Here is a 16,295-nt window from a genome sequence, read left to right as displayed (position 1 = left end):
TCCTTTCTGTTGACGACGCAAGCACTAGGAAGTGCAAGCATTAACGCCTCCAGTGTCCCAGACCGGTCGTCAGCGCACGTCGAAGGCCGGGCTCTCCCCCCTAACGGGGAACAGACGCCCGTCGATCCCGCGGCCCGACGCCGTGTACACCACGCGGTAGGCGCCGGCCGGGGTGCCGGGCGGGATGTCCCAGGTGATGAGCGCGTTCGTCACGGTGAGCAGGCCCTCGAACACGATCATCGTGGACCAGTCGCCGTCGTCGTGGACCCGTACCCACCGGTCGCCCTCCCGGCGCTCGATAGCGAGGTAGGTGTCTCCCCGGCGCAGGTCGGAGTTGGGGTGGGTGCCACAGAACCGCACCACGACCCGCTGTCCGATGCGGTACTCCGTGAGCGGCGGGTCCAGGACGTCGCCGAAGTTCCGCAGCGGTGCCGGGGTGTCGACGAGCGGGTTGCCCAGCGGGGATACGGGGATCTGTCCGGTGAGGTCCCGTTCCGAGGTGCCCGGGTCGAGCGGGGTGCCCGCGCGCATCGAGCGGGCGAGCTCCGCGGCCGTCTGCTGGATCGCGGGGAGCGTCCACGGCCCGAAGATCGTCGCGCCGCCCTCGTAGTTCTGGGCCGAGTACTCCTCGGGCGTCGTCACGTAGTGCCCGTAGGCGTTTGAATACCCCTGGACGGTGACGTGGTCCTCGGCCACGCCGAGTTCGGCCGCGAGCGTGCGCCGCAGCCGTAGACCAGCCACCACGGTGGGTTCGAAGCCGAGGGTGAACAGATAGTGCCCGCCCAGGCGTACGAGGTGGAACGGGTACACGCGCTGGACGGCCTGCGGTACGAGGCCCACCGGGAGCAGGACGTCCTTGGCGCCGTGCGCCTCGCGGAGCCAGGCGGGGATCACCACGTCGGTGATCGCGGCGACGACGGGGTTGCCGCCGCGGTCGCCCTCGGCGAACGGCAGCTCGTCCCCGCCGCCGCCGTCCTCCTGGCTGCCCGACGCGAATGACGCGCCGAGGGCCGCCACCGTCGTCCGGTGGGGGCGCCCGTCGCCGGTGAACTCGGGCCGCACCTCGACGGCCGACATGTCCACCCAGCGGTGCCGGACGTCGATCCCGTTGCCGAGCGGCCGGACCCCCTTGTCCACCTGGTCGCGCGCGGCCGCGAACTGTCGCTCGCCGATGATCCGGGTGTTGAGCCACTCGTCGGGCGTCGGTCCCCGGCCGGGGGCCAGGTCGAGGTTGGGGCTCACGTCGCCCGGGTTGGTCTGCGCGAACGCGGTGACCAACTCCGGCGTGCGGCCGTCGAGGTAGTCCTGCCCGGCCACCTCCCGCTCCCAGTGCCATGCGGCGAAGCCCTTGTTGTCGGAGGACGCGATCGTGTTGTGGGAGGTCATCGAGGTGGCGTGGACGCCGAACCAGTTGAGCACGCCCACGAGCCGGCCGTCGCGGGTGATCTGCAACGACTGCGACCGCGGGTCGATCCCCGCCGGGAACTGCGCCCGCTCCTCGGGGGTGTCGCGGTCGAACGACCCGAGGGAACGCTGGACGCCGGCGTCGTGCAGCGCGCCGGTGGTGACCCCGACGCTCGACGGCGCGAGGTCCTGGAGCGCCATCCGTGCGGCGTCGACGATCCCCGCCACGTTGGCCTCGAACGTCACCGGCCGGAAGCCCAGCATCGACAGGTCGACCATCGGATGGCCGGATGTCCCGCCGGGTGCCACGTGGGTGTGCGTGGCGGTGATGACCACGTTGCCCTCGTGGTAGGTGTCGCCGAACTCGGCGGCCAACCGGCGCAGCACCTCCTGCTGGATCGACTGGAAGACGAGACCGATCTCGGCGGTGACGTGGAGGAACCGGGGTGACGACGGCGAGTCGGCAAAGACGAAGGCGCGGGCCCGCTGCCGCAGATGCAGCCCGACGGACTGCTGCTCGGTGTCCGCGTACCCGTTCATGCCCGCGCCCAGCGGCTCTCCGGTCATGTCCCCGATGCCGCGGCCGACGTACATGGCCGTGGACTGGCCCTGTGCCACGGCTGGCAGGAGTGACTGCAGCGCGGCGACCCCGCCGAGTGCGGCGGCCCCGCCCAGGACGGTGCGGCGGTTGACGGCCATTCGGTTGGCGGACGTTCGGTTGGCGGACATCGACTCTCCCCGGGTGCGCGTACCGCGGTGATTCGCATCATCGCATCGCGGCTGACGCTACCCAAGTGGACGCTCGTCCGGGGGGTGTCTCGTGGAGGCGGGCGGGCGATCTGCGCCGACCGACGGGCAGCGGCCCGGGCGGGGAGATCCCCGCCCGGGCCGCTGCGAGCTCTGCTGAGCCGTGTGGCGCGTGACCTGTCGGTCAGCCCTTGGCGGCGGCGTAGCGCTCGGCCACGTCCGCCCAGTTGATGACGTTCCACCAGGCCTTGACGTAGTCCGGCTTGACGTTCTTGTACTGCAGGTAGAAGGCGTGCTCCCACATGTCCAGCATGAGCAGCGGGGTGATGTTGATCGAGATGTTGCCCTGCTGGTCGGTGAGCTGCTGGATGATCAGGCGCTGCCCGATGTGGTCCCAGCCCAGGACGGACCAGCCCGACCCCTGCAGGGTCGTGGCGGCGGCGTTGAAGTGGGCCTGGAACTTGTCGAACGATCCGAACTCGGCGTCGATCGCGGCGGCCAGCTCGCCCTCGGGCTTGTCGCCACCGTTCGGCGACATGTTCTTCCAGAACACGGAGTGGTTGGTGTGGCCACCGAGGTGGAAGGCCAGGTTCTTGCTCAGCAGCGGGGCCTTGGCGGCGATGCTGCCGTCCTCGCGGGCCTCGGCGAGCTGCTCGATGGCGTCGTTCGCGCCCTTGACGTAGGTCGCGTGGTGCTTGGAGTGGTGCAGCTCCATGATCTCGCCGGAGATGTGCGGCTCGAGAGCGCCGTAGTCGTAGTCGAGATCGGGAAGAACGTACTCGGCCATAGTGGAGTGTCCTTTCAGTTGGGTGGCGGGCTGCGCACGGGAGTCCCCGTGGCGCCCGTCACGACGTCCACCTCCACCATAGTGATCCGTCCACCGGTGCGTCGTGCTGCGCGACCGCGGGCTGCCAGCCGAGCCGATGGCCTGCCATGATCGGGGTCGTGGATCACTCTGATACGGCCCCGGCCGGCGGCATCATCTCCGTGTCGGCCGTCGTGCTCACCCGACCCGACGGTGCGGTGGCGACCGTCCGCAAGGCGGGCACCGACCGGTTCATGTTGCCCGGCGGGAAGTGGGAGGCCGGGGAGTCGCCCCGGGCGTGCGCCGCCCGGGAGATCGACGAGGAGCTGGGGGTGGCCATCGCCCCCGATCGGCTCACCCCCCTGGGGCGGTTCGACACCGCGACCGCCAACGAGCCCGGCTTCTCCCTGGTCTCCGAGGTCTTCGCCGCCGAGGTGGACGGCGGGCAGCAGCACCGGGCCGAGATAGCGGAGTTGCGCTGGGTGGCGGCCGCGGAAATGGCCCACATCGCGACGCTGCCGGAGGACGCCTGTGCGCCGTGGGCCCCGCTGCTGGTGCGCGTCGCCCGAGACTGTCTGACGTGATGACCGTCCCTGGTCAGATCACCAGGAGGACGACGAGCACGAGCAGGAGCGCCAGGGCGACGGCGACACTCACGTGGAGGTTGCGGCGACGGACGTGATCGCTGCAGCCGGACCCCTCGAAGGGCTGCGGCGGCTCGCCGTCGAGGATGGCGCGCAGGCGCTGCGCGGCGGGCTGTGTAGCGGTCACGTCGAGCTCCCCCTCGGTCGAACTGGTCACCACCCTAGCGCCGACTATGGCATTGGTCACATCACGTCCGGATCACGAACGGGCCGGAGGGTTACCCTGGCGGCATGGGCTGGCTACAAGACGCGATCAGACACTCCGCCATGCGTACCGCGACCACGGTCGTCGACGCCGAGGCGGCGCTCCCGGGCCGCGCCGACCCGGTGCCGGTGGCGCCGGCGAACATCGTCACCGGAAACCCGATGGTCCCGCCGTTCCCGGAGGGGCACGAGACGATCGTGCTCGGCATGGGTTGTTTCTGGGGTGCGGAGAAGGTGCTCTGGCAGCTCGACGGCGTCTGGACCACCGCCGCCGGGTACGCCGGCGGGTGGACGCCGAACCCCACCTACGAGGAGACCTGCACCGGGGCGAGCGGCCACACCGAGGCCGTGCTGGTGGTCTTCGACCCCGAGGTACTGCCGGTGGAGAAGCTGCTGGCCACGTTCTTCGAGTGGCACGACCCCACGCAGGGGATGCGCCAGGGCAACGACAGGGGAACCCAGTACCGCTCGGCCATCTTCACCACCACGCCGCAGCAGCTGGAGGCGGCCCGCCGCATCGCCGAGGGCTACCAGAAGGAGCTCGACGCCGCCGGTTATGGCCCGCTGACCACCGAGATCGGCGAACTGGGGGAGGTCCGGTCCGGCACTTTCTACTACGCCGAGGACTACCACCAGCAGTACCTGGTCAAGAACCCGGGGGGCTACGACTGCCACGTGCGCAGCGGCGTCGCCTGCCCCATCTGACCCCCATCTGACCGGGGGCTCCCGCGCCTGACCGGGCGCGGGAGCGGAGGGTCGCGCCGAGGGGTCAGGCGCATCGGACATGCGAGAGGGCCCGGCAGGATCTCTCCTGCCGGGCCCTCTCGTTAATTCCGAAGGACGTCAGATCGCTCTGACGTCAGATCACATCGGGGTGATGTTCTCCGCCTGCAGGCCCTTGGCGCCCTGCGCGACGTCGAAGGAGACCTGCTGGTTCTCCTCGAGCGAGCGGTAGCCCGAGCCCTGGATGGCAGAGAAGTGGGCGAAGACGTCGGCCGAGCCGTCGTCGGGGGCGATGAAGCCGAAGCCCTTGTCAGCGTTGAACCACTTAACGGTGCCGGTAGCCATATTGGCGTCCTTTCGAGAGTCGGTGCCCCGCTTGTCGGGGTCCCGGGTGCTGCAGCAGAGAGCGTGCTGTGTGTTTCCCTGCGGTGCCGCACTGCCCTCTCTCGAGGACGGTGGATCTACAGAAATACAACGAACGATTTCAACTACTGAGAAAGACCATACAGGGTCAGGGCCCGTGCGTCACCCCCACCGGGTGACCGCCGGGTGAACACGTGGTGCCGAGTCCGGCCACGGGGTCGATCTCCCGCCGGGTCGCGGTGAGACTGGGCGGGTGTACTCCGACCTCGCCCGTGAACTGGACGCGCTCCTCGACGACATCAGACGCGGCCGCGCCGCGTGCGCGTCCGAGATGGGCTCGGTCTCACCCACCCATCGTGGTGGCGCACTGAACCTCGTCGACTACGCGAGACTGCGCCGCCACGACCTGCGGGACCTGCAGGACCGCCTCCTCGACGTGGGGGTGTCGCCGCTTGTGGGCTGTGAGGACGACGTCGAGAAGTCGCTGGGCGCGGCCCGCGCGGCCATCGCCGCGCTCCGGGGAGAGGATCCGACCGCTTTTGCGGATCGAGAGAGGACGGCCGCCGCCCGGGACACCGGGGACGCGGTGCTGGCGGCCCACGCCGACGAGCTCCTTGGCCGGGCCCGCCACGGGCGGTCGGGGCGCGTGATGGTGACCTTGCCGTCGGGGGCCGCTGACGACCCCGCGTTCGTCCTGGATCTGGCCGAACGCGGGATGGGGCTGGCTCGCATCAACTGCGCGCACGACGGGCCCGAGAAGTGGGAGAAGATGATCGCACACGTCCGCGCCGCGGAACGTGTGGTGGGTCGGCCGATCCCGGTCTCCATGGATCTGGCCGGCCCCAAGCTCCGGACCGGGCCGATCGCCCTCGGTGAGCCCGTCGGAAGGGCTCGGGTCACCAGGCAGAGCGACGGCAGGGTGGTCGAACCCGCCCGGATCTGGTTCACCGGTGAAGCCCCCGGCCCCGCGGTCGCGCCGACGCCCCCGTTGACCCATGGCCACCCGGCTCTGTGCGTGCGCGTTGAACCGGGATGGCTGGCGGGCCGTTCGCCGGGCGACGTGATCGAGGTCCCCGATGCGCGTGGTCGCAGGCGGAGGTTCACCGTCGTCTCGGCGGGGCCGGACGGCGTACTGGCGGAAGGGGACCGCAACGCCTGGGTGCGCGACGGCACGATGATCGACTGCGGCTCCGACCGCACCAGGGTCAGCGGCATCCCCGCGGTGCCGCGTCGTATCCGGGTCCGGACGGGGGACACGATAGTGCTCACCGCGGACACGGACCCGGTGGAACCGCCGGAGCCCGGCGGTGAGATCCGCCTGGGTTGTGCGTTGGCAGAGGTCGTCGAGGCGCTGTCGGTGGGGGATCACGTGCTGTTCGACGACGGTGTGATCGCCGCCGATGTCACCGCCACATCACCGGAAGGGGACCCGGAGGGCCCGTGGACCCGCCTCGAGGTGGTGCGTTGCCGCGAGGGCGGTCGCTGGCTCGGGTCGGAGAAGGGCATCAACGTCCCCGGGGTCGAGGTCCGCACCCCCGCCCTGACGGCGGAGGACCGGGAGTGTCTGCGGTTCGCGGCCCGGAACGCCGACGTGGTGGCACTGTCCTTCGTCCGGGCCCGCGAGGACGTCGCCGAGACGCTGGAAGCCCTGCGTGTGGCCACCGCCGAATCGGGGCGTCCGCTGGGGCTACTGCTCAAGATCGAGACGAGGCAGGCCTACCGCGGACTGCCGGCCCTTCTGCTCGAGGCGATGCGACACGACAGGGTTGGCGTGATGATCGCCCGCGGCGACCTGGCCGTGGAGATGGGCTTCGAGTCGTTATCGGAGATCCCACGCAACATCACACTGATGTGCCAGGCGGCCCGCGTGCCGGTGGTCCTTGCCACCCAGGTGTTGGAATCCCTGGCCAAGACCGGGATGCCGTCGAGGGCCGAGATCTCTGACGCCGGCTCAGCACAACGGTCCGAGTGCGTGATGCTCAACAAGGGCCCATATGTGGCCGAAGCGATCGAGACGCTCGACGCCATCCACTCCCGCATGGGCAGGATCCAGCGCAAGGCGCTGCCGCTGATGCGTCACGTCGACAGCTGGGACTGACGGCCCGGTACGGACACCGGAGATCCACCCACGCGACGCCGCGATTACCCGCGCACCGGCTCGGATCGATGGGGCTGTGCCAGCATGGTCGCCATGACCACACCGCGGCGGCAGGGGCAGTGGCGCTGGGTCGCCCACCCGCCGTGGCGCCCCCCGACACCCGTGCCACGGCCACCCGTGCCGCGGCACCGCACCGGCCCGGCGTGGCGCGACCGCACCCCGGCCTACCCCGGCACCCCGCGGTGGGGACTGCCGCCGGTCGCGATCCCCCGCCACCTCGCGCAGCCGGCCGGACCGGCACCCGCCCGGTTGGCCACCGCCGCCCCGGGGATCATGCGCGCGGCCGGCGCCTGGTTCGTCGCCACCGCGGTGGCGCACGGACTGCGGTACGCCGCCCTGGCCTGGTACGCCGACAGGCTCGCGCCGTGGTGGCTCGAGGCCGTCACCACCGCACTGGTCTGGGTGACGGGGATCGTCGCGATCGCCGTGGGCATCGCCGCAGCCGTCACGGCGACGGCCTGGCTGGTCGAGATGCGGCGACGGGCGTACGCACCGGTTCGGGACCCCCGGTCACGGGCGGGCCTGTGGGTGGGTGCCCTCCTCGTCGTCGTCAACTTCTTCCGCCTGCCCGTCTACCTCGAGGAACTGCGCCGGGCGTCGACCCGCGCCCCGTCTCGATCGGACCTCCGGCGGTGGTGGGTGGCCTGGGCCGTCAACGCCCTGGCGGTCGCGGTCGCCCTGTGGCGCGGCAGCGGGGAGGGCCCCCAGGCCGCCGCGGACACCGTGCTGCTCACCGCCCTCGCCGCACTCGCCGCGGTGTGGGCGGTCCGCGAGACCCTGGGCGTCATGAGGAGTTTCAGTGACCCTCCCCCGCGGTTCACCCGCAGGTTCATCGCGGCGGGGATCCTGGAAGCGTCAGCAACCCGGAAGGATTGAGACGTGACGGTCCCCGCGACCACCCACCTGCCCTCGCCCGTCTCCACCCGCAGCGGGGTCGTCGCACACCGCGGCGCCTCCGCGGAATTCCCCGAACTCACCCGGGTCGCCTATCAGCAGGCCCTCGAGCAGGGCGCCGAGGCGCTCGAGGTGGACGTCCGCCTCACCTCCGACGGCGTGCCCGTCCTGCTCCACGACCCCCGCACCACCCGCGTCGCCGACAGGGATCTCTGGGTCCACGCCAGCACCCTCGAGCAGATCTCCGCGCTCGACGTGGGGTCGTGGCACCCCGTGCACCGCGCCCCCGAAACGGTGCTCACGCTGCGCAGCTTCCTCGTCATGGCCGAGGCGTACCCGGACGTCCGGTTGTTCCTCGAGACCAAGCACCCGGTGCCGTCCGGCGGCCGGGTCGAGACGGCGTTGCGCGACGAGCTGACGTACTTCGGCCTCGACCGGGCCGCGTCGTTCGCGGACTCCCGCGCGGTGATGATGAGCTTCTCGGTCGCGGCCGTGCGGCGGTTCCGGCGGCTCGCCCCGGACGTGCCGACGGTGCAGCTGCGCGAGCGTCGGAACATCGTCAAGTCGTGGCCGGCCGAGGGGCTCGGTGCCCAGCTGATGGGACCGAGCATCGGGACGCTGCGGGCGCGGCCGTGGCTGGTCGAGTACTGGCGGTCGCGGGGGATGGGTACCTACTGCTGGACCGTCGACGACCCCGCCGACCTGCTGCTGTGCCGCGACCTCGGCGTGGACTGGGTCGGCACCAACGTCCCCTCGCGCGCGCTGACCGTCCTCGACGGCGGCGCGCCCCGGACCGAGGGGCCCGCGGGCGCCTGACGGGCGGGTCGGCCGAGCCCGGGCCCGAGTCCGGGTTCGAGTCCGACGCCTACGCGGGCGGTCGGCGGGGGCGCACCGTATCGTGGTGATCGTGGGTAGACGCAATCGGAACAACGAGCCCAAGGCCGGCGGCAACCGCCAGGCCAAGATCGCCGCGCGCGCGGCCGAGCGTGAGGAACTGAGCGTCGAGCCGCGGCCGTTCGCCGGGTTCGCCGGGGAATGCGACATGGTGGCGATGCGCGAGTTCGTGCCGTCGGCCACCGCGCGCCTCACCACGGTCGACGGTGGGCGGGAGGTCACGCTGGCGACCGTCCTGCCCGGCGCCATCGCGGGCCTGGTCCGCGACGAGGAGCTCGGCGGCCAGGCCATGGTTGGCCTGCAGGTGCAGGTCCACGGGCCGGACCCCGCCGTCGATCTGGCCTACGCGGTGGACTGGGCAGCCCGCGCCGGTGGCGGGGAGACCCTCACCTCGTCGCACCCGACCGACTCCACCCCGGCACTGGCCGAGGTCGTGGTCGCCGATGCGCCGCTGGAGATCGTCGTCCACGACGACTTCTCGTGGTGGGTCGCCGACGGTGTGGACGTGGGGCCCGAGATCGAGCAGGCGATCCGCAACGCCAACGAGGTCATGATGCCGTCGGCGCGCGTCTCCGCGGACGGCATCGAGGCCGCCTGGTGGGTCGACGCCGGCGAGAAGGCACACATCCGCTGGGTGCGGCCGGAGAACGAGGACGACCTGTTCGAGGCCCTCGCCCGCGTGCACGCCGCCGGCGCGCTCCATCTGGGTGAGGGGTCCCGCTTCGCCGGGTCGTTCCGCACGCACGGGGTGCTGGTGCCGGTGTTCGACCTGGACCGCGAGATGCACCACCAGGAATGGGCGCCGGGTCTGCAGGCACTCGACGCCGCGCTGCGTGAGGCGCTGGCCGACGACACGCCCCTCACCTCGGACGAGCGGTCCTCCCGCGACGGTCTGCGCGCCCGTCAGGTGACCCTGCGCTAGACGGCGGCTCCCCGCTAGCACCACGCGCCCGGCCCCCACGGTATGAACCCCCGGCCGGGCGCGGCGGCCTCTAGGATCCACTCCGATGGCGACCGCGGTCGCCCGTGACGCGATGACCCGTCACGCGATGAGTCGACGCGGAGTGGAGTGAGGGGGTGGGGCGGCGTGGCCGACCGGCCGAGGACGGGCGACGACGACGAGGCCCCCCGGCTCCCGGAGGTGACGGTTCCGCCGTGGTTGCGGACCGGGCCGACCCCCGATCACGCGATGCCCGGCGTCCCCGCCGCGGGCCGGTCGGCCGGCGGGGCCGGTGGCTCGGATGCCGCGCGGGCCGGGTCGGGTGAGCGCGAACCGTCCGCCGATGCGCCGCCCCCCACCCGCATCACCCTCGGCGCCGTCGGCGACGCACACGCCCCGGCGACGAGCGAACTGCGCTCCCCTGCGGGACCGGCCGGCAGCGGCAGCACCAGGCGCGAGACGGACGACCTGTCCACCCTCTCGCTCGGGGCCCCGCCCGCGGACCGGGGCCGACCCGATGACGAACCGCCGCCGGCCCCCGCGGTGCTCGATCGCCGCCCGGCACGGATCGCCCTGCTGGCGGCCGCCGGGGTCGCGGTGCTGGGTGGGTCCGCGGTCCTCGGGTTCGTCGTCACCCGCGGGGCCGTCAGCCCTGCGGACGAGAGGGACACCGGGTGCGTGGAGGTGGCCGAACCCGGCCGGGTGGTGGGGTCCGGGCCGGGCTCGCTCGAGACGCCGGCCGGGGCGGTGCTGGCCTTCGATCACGCCTACTACGTGGAGCGTTCGGCCGAGAAGGCCTTCGAGGCGGTCGCCCCCTCCAGCCGGATGACCGAGGAGCAGCTGCGCGTCGAGGGGGTCGAGCGGGTCCCCGAGGGCACCACTCACTGCGTGGACTTACGCGAACTGTCACCGACCCTGCTGGAGGTGGACCTCACCGAGTACCCGCCGGGGGCCGACCCGGTGCTGATCCGGCAGCGCGTCCGCGTGGCCGAGAACCCCGGCGGCACGTGGGGGATCGTCTCCATCACCCCGGCCGGCTGAGCTCCGCCGCTCACGGCCCGGTGTCGAGGAACTCCGGTCCCGGGGTCCGCCCGGAGGCCACCGCGTCGAAGAACCCGGTCGTCGTGGGGCCCCACACGAGGTAGGAGCCCACGGACCCGGAGGCCATCCCGTCGTGGGGCGCGGTCACGGTGAGCGGGTCACCACTGAGTCGACGCATCACCATGGCGAGGTTCCAGATGTGGTCGCCGGTGTCCACGGTGACCGCCTCCGACGCTGAGTTCACCCGCGGCACGGCCGTGAACGGATTGAGCAGGTTCCCGGGCGAGAGCGTCTTGCGCATGAGCGCACCGAGGAACTGTCGCTGGTTGCGGACGCGCTGCAGGTCCTGCTCGGCGAAGCCGTAGCGGGTGCGCACGAAGCCCAGCGCCTGCGGGCCGGCGAGCGTCTGACACCCGGCGGCGAGGTCGAGTCCGGCGAGCGGGTCGTTGATCGGCTCGTCGAGGCAGATGTCCACGCCGCCGACCGCGTCGACGATCCCGGCGAAGCCACCGAATCCGATCTCCGCGTAGTGGTCGATCCGCACCCCGGACTGCTGTTCCAGGGTCTGCGCCAACAGGGGTGGACCGCCGAAGGTGTAGGCCGCGTTGAGCTTGTTCTCGCCGTAACCGGGGATGTCGACCAGCAGGTCACGGGGTAGGGAGATGAGCATCGTCCGGTCCCCGCCGCGGGGGGTGTAGACGAGCATCATCGTGTCGGTGCGCTTGCCGCCGGCGTCCGATTCGGACCCGGTCGACAACTGGGCCTGCTGCTCGGCGGTCAACCCCTCGCGGGAGTCGGTGCCCACCAACAGGGTGACGGTGCCGGGCGTGTTGCCGCCTCGCCCCGGGTAGTCGGTCAGCGCGTCGATCCGCTGCAGTTTCGAATCCGCCCACAGCACGCTCACCACCCCGAGCGTGAGCACGACGACCAGCACCAGTCCGAGGATCCGCAGGGGCCCGATCCGGCGCCGCGGGGTGCGGCGGCTGCGGGGGCCGCGCGGCGTCCCCGCCGCTCCGCGCGGGGGGCGACGGTCGGGTCGCCGGCCGCGGCGGTCGACGGCCCCCCGGTAGGGGTCTCGCGAGCCGGCCCGGGAGCCGGCGGGCTGCCGCGGGTCGCGGGGGTCGCGTCCGGCACGTGGGTCGCGGGAGTCGCGGAGATCGCGTCCGGCACGCGGGTCGCGGGGGTCGCGTCCGGCTCGTGGGTCGCGGGGGTCGCGGCGGTCCCGGGCGGCGTAGCGGGCCCGCTCCTCCGGGGACAGCGGCTCCGGTTGCTGGCGTGGCTGATAGCCGGTGCGACCCACCGGACGCTCGCGGCCCGCGTCTCGAGGGCCCGCGTCGCGAGGGTCCCGCCGGGCGGCCCGGTCGCCCCGGTCGGGCCTGGCCGACGGGTCCCGCGGCGCGCCGGGGTCGGCGTAGCCACGGCGTTCGCGCGCGCGTCGCCGGAGCTCGGCGGCCTCCTCCGGGGTGAGGTGCCGGCGCCTGGAGTCGTCGGTCATGGGATCGGACTCTACTTGGCCGGTGCCGCGGTCGGCGGGTCCCACGGCCCCGGCGGGACACGCGTCACAACCGCGTGGGCCGCCCCGCTGTGCCGGGGTGCGCTGCCCCTATGTCCGCAATTCGGCCAGGTGCGCTGCCCGAATGGACCAATCGGGACGCGCAACCTGAAGCGGTACGGGGCGCGGAGCGGTGGCCGGGCGGTCACAGCGACGAGTCGGGCGGTCACAGCCACGACAGGTGCGGGGCGAGCAGCGCGTAGCCGAGGAACGCGACCACGTCGAGCAGCGTGTGCGCCAGCACGAGCGGCCACAGCCGGCGGGTCCGCATCCACCACAACGCGAACACCACACCCATCGCCAGGTTCCCGAGCCCGCCGCCGAACCCCTGGTAGAGGTGGTACGACCCGCGCAGCAGGGCGCTGGCCGCCAGGGCCAGTGCGGGCGGCACCCCCAGCTGGCGCAGCCGGATGAGCAGGTACCCCACCACGAGGATCTCCTCGGCGGCGCCGTTGCCGGCAGCGGACAGCACCAGCACGACGGGCCGCCACCACGTCTCGCCCAGACCCGATGCCGACACCTGCAGATTGACGCCCGCGGCGACCGCGCCGAGGTACAACGCCAGCCCGGGGACGCCGATGACAGCGGTCAGCGCGAGCCCCCACGCGATCTGACGGCCCGGACGGTCGCGCACGAGCCCGACGGCCCGCGCGCCGAGCCCGGAATGGGCGAGCAACACCAGCGGCAGCAGCGCCCACGCCAGCAGTCGCAGGACCCCGAGCGCCTGGTAGGCCAGGTCGAGCCACGAGTGCTCCGAGCGTGAGACGTTGAGGGCGGCGGTCTGCTCCCCGAGGTCCGCGGGTGCGAGAAGCGCGGAGACCAGGTCGAGGACGGCGTAGGCGCCGGACAGGCCGAAGGTGACGGCCAGGACGACGACGAGCTCGGCCACCAGTAGCCGGCGGACACGGGGGTCGGTCACCGGGTCGAACCGAGCCGCGTACCGGGCGAACGCCTCGCGGGGCGAGAGGGCTGCGCGGACCCGTCCCGCGCCGGAGGCCGGTGGCATCGACCCGCTCACCTCCCCCCGGTCACTCGGGGAGCCGGACGTGGTCGACGATCCGGTCCATCCACCGGACGCCGGGAGCGGACTGCTGCGCGGTGGTCACGTACGCCACCCACCACCGGCTGTCCTCGGAACCGAATACGGCGGTGTACACCAACCCGCCGGAGTCCTGGTCGGGGATGCCGTCCGGGACCACCACGTAGGAGATCGCGGCGCCCGTGCCCGCCTCGTTGTCCACGGGGACCACCCGTTGTTCGTCACGGGTCCCGGACACGCCCAGGACGTACAACTGGATGGTCTCCGCGAGCGCGGTCGCGGCCCCCTGGTCATCGGTGATCGCGGCGGCGGCGATCCCGGCGTCCAGCGGACCGGCGAGGATGCGGGTGTCCAGGGCCCGGCCGGTGCCGACCGGCCTCAGCTGCACACTGCCGAACTCCGGGTCGTCGATCACACGCCAGCCGACCGGCACCTGCAGCTCGAGCCCGGAGCCCTCGTCGACGTAGTAGGTGCCGGACAGGGTCGAGTCCCGGGGCAACACCGACGCGGGGTTCGTGGCCACGGCGGCGACGAGCAACGCGGCCAGCAGGCCCAGTGCCACGTGGACGGTGCGCGGCCCGCGCTTCTCCTCAGGCGTGAGGTGAGAGGCGTCCGGGGCGTCGTCCGGCGCGGGGGTGTAGTCGGCCGCGTACCCGGGCACGGGGGAGTCGTCGGTACCCATCGGGGAGAGCGTAGCAACGTGCGGGGTGTGGCCCTGGGGTCATCGCGGGGGGTGTAGACCTGAGGCCATGACGGTGTCGCTCGAACTGCTCGGTCGCGGGCCCTCCCGGCCGGATCTGCTGGACGACCTCGTGGTGGACGAGGCGTCGATTGTGTCGGCCCTGGCGCGCTGGTCGGCGCCCGCCCCGGTCGAGGTGGAACCCGCGGCCGCCGCCGGCCTGCCCGCGCTCGACGCGGTGGCCGGGGTGCTCGCCGCGGGAACGCCCGCGGTCGTCGACGTGGCACCCGGGCTGGCCGGCCCCGGGCCCGCCGCCGACCACCTCGCGGACCTGCTGGCCGTGGCCGCGCACTCCGGGGTCGGGTTCGGATCCGGGCTGGTGCCCCGCTGCGCCGACGCCGATCAGGTGTGGGCGATCCTGGCCGGAGCCGTGGCCGCCATGACCGGGGCGGACGTCCGCGCGGCGATCGCCGGACCGGACCCGGCCCGGATCCTGGGCCTGTCGAGGTCGGCCCGGGAGGCGATCCGCGACGTGGTCACGTGCGCCCTCGTGCCCGGCGGGCGGGTCGATGCCGTCTCGGCGGACCTCGCGTCGGTCGACGGTCCCTGACGCTGGCTAGGCTTGTCGTCGTGGTCACCGTCGCCTACCTGGGCCCGCCCGGCACCTTCACCGATGCCGCCCTGCACCGACTCCGCTCGGACGCGTGCACCTCGGTGCTGCTCGCCGATGCCGAGGCGGTCCCCGCCGGCACCCCCGACGAGGCGCTGGCCATGGTCCGCGCCGGCACCGCGGACTACGCGTGCGTGCCGTTCGAGAACTCCGTCGACGGCACCGTCAACCCCACCAGCGACGCGCTCGCGGTGGGGGACCGGCTGCAGATCTTCGCCGAGACCGAACTCGACGTGGTGTTCTCCATCCTGGTCCGGCCCGGCACCGCCGCCGACGACGTCCGCGTCCTGCGGACCCACCCCGTCGCCGCCGCGCAGGTCCGCCGCTGGGTGGGGATGAACCTGCCCCGGGCCCACATCGAGACCACCTCCTCCACTGCGGCCGGCGCCGAGGAGGTCGCCGCCGGCACCGCCGACGCCACCGCCGCGCCCGGCCGGGCCGGCGAGATCAACGGACTGGTCCCGCTCGCCGAGAACGTCGCCGACATCGGCGGGGCGCGCACCCGGTTCGTGCTGGTCGGACGGCCCGCCGCGCCGCCGCCGCGCACCGGCAGCGACCGCACCTGCGTGATCTTCGGGCTGCCCCACGAGCCCAACTCCCTCGTCCAGGCGCTCACCGAACTGTCGATCCGCGACATCGACCTCACGCGCATCGGTTCCCGGCCCACCCGCGTCGAGCGGTTCACCTACCTGTTCCACGTGGACCTCGTCGGGCACATCGACGACCCCGCGGTGGCGGAGGCGCTCGTCGCGCTGCGTCACCGGACCGCCGACCTGCGCTACCTCGGGTCGTGGCCCGTCGCCGGCGGCGGTGAGGCCGGTGCGCCCCCACCGGACCGCGCCGAGGAGATCGACTGGCTCGACCGCCTGCGACGCGGGGAGGACGCGGGGTGAGCGCCCGCCTCCACCTGGTCCGCCACGGGCAGACCCCGTCCAACGTCGCCGGCGCCCTCGACACCGCCCTGCCCGGCGCACCGCTCACCGACCTCGGCCGCGATCAGGCACGGCTGGTGGGCGGGGAGCTGGCCGGGTCGGGGATCAGGCCGTCCGTCGTGCTCAGTTCCGAGGCCGCGCGCGCCCGCGAGACCGCCGGGCTCATTGCCGGGGAGATGGGCCTGCCCACCCAGGCCGTGCCCGGCGTCCACGAGGTGCAGGCCGGCCGCTACGAGATGCAGACCGGTGCCGAGGCGCTCCTGGCCTACAACCGGGTGGTGCGTGACTGGTTGGAGCTCGGCGACCTCGCCTCCCGGCTCCCCGACGGCGAGAGCGCCCTGGACGTGCGGGACCGGGCGATGCCGCTGATCGCCGAGCTGCGTGAGTCCCATCTCGACAACGCCGTGGACGTGGTGTTGGTGGTGCACGGCACGCTCATGCGGATGCTCGCCGTGTTCGCCGGCGCCGTCCCCTCGCAGTGGGCGCTGGACAACCGGATCTCCAACTGCGGGGTCATCGAGCTCGCTCCGGACGGCGGCGGCTGGTCGTGCGAACGGTGGGGCGACCACCTGGGGCGACCGGGGTACTGACGGCGGCGGGCTCAGC

Annotated in this window: 16 protein-coding genes and 1 pseudogene; 10 read left to right on the top strand and 7 right to left on the bottom strand. The window is 72.9% G+C overall.

The genetic code is table 11. The annotated features are described in order from the left end of the window. Positions 1–69: 69 nt before the first annotated feature. Positions 70–2,133, bottom strand: a complete 2,064-nt coding sequence (locus tag Q2K20_RS14705) for a neutral/alkaline non-lysosomal ceramidase N-terminal domain-containing protein (RefSeq protein WP_067714890.1) — start codon at positions 2,131–2,133, stop codon at positions 70–72. Between the two features lie 202 nt (positions 2,134–2,335). Then, the gene (locus tag Q2K20_RS14700) at positions 2,336–2,938 is read right to left on the bottom strand and encodes a superoxide dismutase (protein ID WP_067714888.1); all 603 of its coding nucleotides are present in this window, start codon (positions 2,936–2,938) and stop codon (positions 2,336–2,338) included. 158 nt (positions 2,939–3,096) lie between these two features. On the opposite strand from Q2K20_RS14700, the gene Q2K20_RS14695 reads away from it, so the two are divergent. Continuing rightward, complete coding sequence (locus Q2K20_RS14695) at positions 3,097–3,540, top strand: NUDIX hydrolase (RefSeq protein WP_227022110.1); 444 nt, start codon at positions 3,097–3,099, stop codon at positions 3,538–3,540. A 13-nt stretch (positions 3,541–3,553) separates the two neighbouring features. Here Q2K20_RS14695 and Q2K20_RS14690 read toward each other — a convergent pair whose 3' ends face one another. After that, on the bottom strand, positions 3,554–3,727 hold the full coding sequence (locus Q2K20_RS14690) for a hypothetical protein (RefSeq protein WP_268099086.1): 174 nt from the start codon (positions 3,725–3,727) through the stop codon (positions 3,554–3,556). 104 nt (positions 3,728–3,831) lie between these two features. Between Q2K20_RS14690 and msrA the strand changes: the two genes are divergently transcribed. Next, complete coding sequence (gene msrA, locus Q2K20_RS14685) at positions 3,832–4,509, top strand: peptide-methionine (S)-S-oxide reductase MsrA (protein ID WP_069389754.1); 678 nt, start codon at positions 3,832–3,834, stop codon at positions 4,507–4,509. A gap of 159 nt (positions 4,510–4,668) precedes the next feature. Here msrA and Q2K20_RS14680 read toward each other — a convergent pair whose 3' ends face one another. After that, positions 4,669–4,872 (bottom strand): cold-shock protein, encoded by a 204-nt coding sequence (locus tag Q2K20_RS14680; RefSeq protein ID WP_007629661.1) that lies wholly within the window; start codon positions 4,870–4,872, stop codon positions 4,669–4,671. 271 nt (positions 4,873–5,143) lie between these two features. Here Q2K20_RS14680 and Q2K20_RS14675 point away from each other — a divergent pair, with 271 nt between their 5' ends. The 5 genes from Q2K20_RS14675 to Q2K20_RS14655 all read left to right on the top strand — a co-directional run bounded on the left by Q2K20_RS14675 (position 5,144) and on the right by Q2K20_RS14655 (position 10,817). Beyond that, positions 5,144–6,988, top strand: a complete 1,845-nt coding sequence (locus Q2K20_RS14675; RefSeq protein WP_007629657.1) for a pyruvate kinase — start codon at positions 5,144–5,146, stop codon at positions 6,986–6,988. A 93-nt stretch (positions 6,989–7,081) separates the two neighbouring features. Beyond that, entirely contained in the window at positions 7,082–7,924 is an 843-nt protein-coding gene (locus tag Q2K20_RS14670) for a DUF4328 domain-containing protein (RefSeq protein WP_268099087.1), read from the top strand. A gap of 3 nt (positions 7,925–7,927) precedes the next feature. Beyond that, positions 7,928–8,758 carry a glycerophosphodiester phosphodiesterase family protein gene (locus Q2K20_RS14665; protein ID WP_069389506.1) on the top strand — a complete coding sequence of 277 codons (831 nt, stop codon included), beginning with the start codon at positions 7,928–7,930 and terminating at the stop codon, positions 8,756–8,758. A gap of 88 nt (positions 8,759–8,846) precedes the next feature. Then, a complete protein-coding gene (locus tag Q2K20_RS14660; RefSeq protein WP_410494226.1) occupies positions 8,847–9,758 on the top strand; it encodes a DUF5926 family protein in 912 nt (303 codons plus the stop codon). A 165-nt stretch (positions 9,759–9,923) separates the two neighbouring features. Then, positions 9,924–10,817 carry a hypothetical protein gene (locus Q2K20_RS14655; RefSeq protein WP_317176888.1) on the top strand — a complete coding sequence of 298 codons (894 nt, stop codon included), beginning with the start codon at positions 9,924–9,926 and terminating at the stop codon, positions 10,815–10,817. 10 nt (positions 10,818–10,827) lie between these two features. Here Q2K20_RS14655 and Q2K20_RS14650 read toward each other — a convergent pair whose 3' ends face one another. The 3 genes and pseudogenes from Q2K20_RS14650 to Q2K20_RS14640 all read right to left on the bottom strand — a co-directional run. Further along, positions 10,828–12,312 (bottom strand): LCP family protein, encoded by a 1,485-nt coding sequence (locus Q2K20_RS14650; RefSeq protein ID WP_317176887.1) that lies wholly within the window; start codon positions 12,310–12,312, stop codon positions 10,828–10,830. A gap of 223 nt (positions 12,313–12,535) precedes the next feature. Further along, positions 12,536–13,375 carry a CPBP family intramembrane glutamic endopeptidase gene (locus Q2K20_RS14645; protein ID WP_069389643.1) on the bottom strand — a complete coding sequence of 280 codons (840 nt, stop codon included), beginning with the start codon at positions 13,373–13,375 and terminating at the stop codon, positions 12,536–12,538. Between the two features lie 22 nt (positions 13,376–13,397). Continuing rightward, positions 13,398–14,102, bottom strand: a pseudogene (locus Q2K20_RS14640) (APA family fibronectin-binding glycoprotein); the annotation flags it as partial. Between the two features lie 55 nt (positions 14,103–14,157). Here Q2K20_RS14640 and Q2K20_RS14635 point away from each other — a divergent pair. From Q2K20_RS14635 to Q2K20_RS14625, 3 genes are read left to right on the top strand one after another with little or no spacing between them, the layout of a single operon-like run. Further along, entirely contained in the window at positions 14,158–14,697 is a 540-nt protein-coding gene (locus Q2K20_RS14635; protein ID WP_096906249.1) for a hypothetical protein, read from the top strand. 20 nt (positions 14,698–14,717) lie between these two features. Continuing rightward, complete coding sequence (gene pheA / locus Q2K20_RS14630; protein WP_132062207.1) at positions 14,718–15,650, top strand: prephenate dehydratase; 933 nt, start codon at positions 14,718–14,720, stop codon at positions 15,648–15,650. Continuing rightward, a complete protein-coding gene (locus tag Q2K20_RS14625) occupies positions 15,647–16,279 on the top strand; it encodes a histidine phosphatase family protein (protein WP_317176886.1) in 633 nt (210 codons plus the stop codon). Before pheA ends, Q2K20_RS14625 begins: the two co-directional genes overlap by 4 nt. The last annotated feature ends 16 nt before the right edge of the window (positions 16,280–16,295 follow it).

It is taken from the genome of Dietzia sp. IN118, from assembly GCF_032905965.1.
GTDB classification, from domain to species: Bacteria; Actinomycetota; Actinomycetes; order Mycobacteriales; family Mycobacteriaceae; genus Dietzia; species Dietzia kunjamensis.
This window is presented reverse-complemented; position numbering and strand designations above follow the sequence as displayed.

Coding starts and splice junctions, on each gene's coding strand:
- Q2K20_RS14705 (WP_067714890.1), bottom strand. CDS start 2,133: ATGTCCGCCAACCGAACGTCCGCCAACCGAATGGCCGTCAACCGCCGC.
- Q2K20_RS14680 (WP_007629661.1), bottom strand. CDS start 4,872: ATGGCTACCGGCACCGTTAAGTGGTTCAACGCTGACAAGGGCTTCGGC.
- Q2K20_RS14645 (WP_069389643.1), bottom strand. CDS start 13,375: ATGCCACCGGCCTCCGGCGCGGGACGGGTCCGCGCAGCCCTCTCGCCC.
- Q2K20_RS14670 (WP_268099087.1), top strand. CDS start 7,082: ATGACCACACCGCGGCGGCAGGGGCAGTGGCGCTGGGTCGCCCACCCG.
- Q2K20_RS14650 (WP_317176887.1), bottom strand. CDS start 12,312: ATGACCGACGACTCCAGGCGCCGGCACCTCACCCCGGAGGAGGCCGCC.
- Q2K20_RS14635 (WP_096906249.1), top strand. CDS start 14,158: ATGACGGTGTCGCTCGAACTGCTCGGTCGCGGGCCCTCCCGGCCGGAT.
- msrA (WP_069389754.1), top strand. CDS start 3,832: ATGGGCTGGCTACAAGACGCGATCAGACACTCCGCCATGCGTACCGCG.
- Q2K20_RS14700 (WP_067714888.1), bottom strand. CDS start 2,938: ATGGCCGAGTACGTTCTTCCCGATCTCGACTACGACTACGGCGCTCTC.